This is a genomic window from Bradyrhizobium sp. SZCCHNRI2009 (assembly GCF_032485115.1).
In the GTDB taxonomy this organism is placed as follows: Bacteria; Pseudomonadota; Alphaproteobacteria; order Rhizobiales; family Xanthobacteraceae; genus Bradyrhizobium.
In genome coordinates this window covers 1-1,238 of sequence record NZ_JAUEUH010000019.1, presented here as the reverse complement: position 1 = coordinate 1,238, position 1,238 = coordinate 1, and the positions used below count along the sequence as shown (strand labels likewise).

Sequence of the window (1,238 nt, the reverse complement as noted above, 5' to 3'; positions counted from 1 at the left end):
TGCAGTGAGGCCGAACTTTGGACCACCCAGAACTAGAGTTTTGCGCCTCTGATCACGGCGGCGGGCTGGTTGCGCCATCGTGGTTCTGCAGCAGGATCGGCGGTTTGTTGCCGATCGCGCCATGGGGCCGCTCTTCGTTGTAGTACCTGCGCCAATTCTCCACTTTTTCCTGGGCGTCGGCAAGGCTCAGGAACCAATGGGCGTTGAGGCATTCCTCCCGGAAGCGTCCGTTGAACGCCTCGATGAAGGCATTATCGGTCGGCTTCCCCGGACGGGAGAAGTCCAGCGTCACGCCGCGCTGATAGGCCCAGACGTCGAGGTCGCGCGACACGAACTCGGTGCCCTGATCGACGCGGATCGTCGCCGGGAATCCCACTTCATTGCAGACTCCTTCCAGTATCTCCACGACATCGGTGCCGCGGAAAGTGAACCGCGGTGTCAGCGCTGGCGAGAATCGGGAGAAGATGTCGACGATCGTGAGCACCCGAAGCTTACGTCCGGTTGCCAACTGATCGTGGACGAAGTCCATCGCCCAGGTCTCGTTCGATCGCGTCGCCGGCCTGCGATCGTCCCGCAGCTTGGCCTTGACCCGGCGCTTCGGCGTCTTGTTGCGTAGTTGCAGGCCCAACTCGCGATAGACCCGCCGCGTCTTGTTCTGCCCGTGGCGCCATCCTTCGCGACGAAGCACGACGTGAATGCGGCGATAACCGTAGCGGACGCGAACCTGACAGATCTCCCTGATCCGTTGTTCGAGGGCGGCCTGGTCGGAGCGACGGGATCTGTAGTGGTAGGTCGACCTGTCGAATTCGAGGGCGTCGCAGGCCCTGCGGATCGATACCTGCCACTCGCCACAGACCTCGTCGACGAGCTTGCGCTTCCGACCAGGCTTCACAGCTTTCGGCGGATTACGTCCTGCAGCATCTCCTTGTCGAGCGACAGATCAGCGACCAGCTTTCTCAGCTTGCCGTTCTCGTCCTCGAGCTGCTTCAGCCGACGCATCTCGGTCGGCAGCAGCCCGTCATACTTCTTCTTCCAATTGAAATAGGTCGCCGGGCTGATCCCGGCCTTGCGGCAGATCTCGGCGACCGGCACGCCGTCATTGCCCTGCTTCAGAATGAACGCCTTCTGGGCGTCCGAAAACTTCGAGGCTTTCATCGTCTTCCGCTCCTCCCAGCCGAGGGGATTCGGCAAGCGCAAGACTCTAGCCAAAAATGGTCCAGTTTTCCGGCCTCAGATCA

At 61.3% G+C, this 1,238-nt stretch carries 1 protein-coding gene; it reads right to left on the bottom strand.

The features are described from left to right. Nucleotides 1-52: 52 nt before the first annotated feature. Nucleotides 53-1,155 (bottom strand): IS3 family transposase gene (locus QX041_RS34340; protein WP_315705332.1). Its coding sequence is split into 2 segments (ribosomal slippage): nt 53-894 and nt 894-1,155, totalling 1,104 coding nucleotides; the frame shifts between segments, so codons are not numbered across the junction. Between the last annotated feature and the right edge of the window lie 83 nt (nt 1,156-1,238).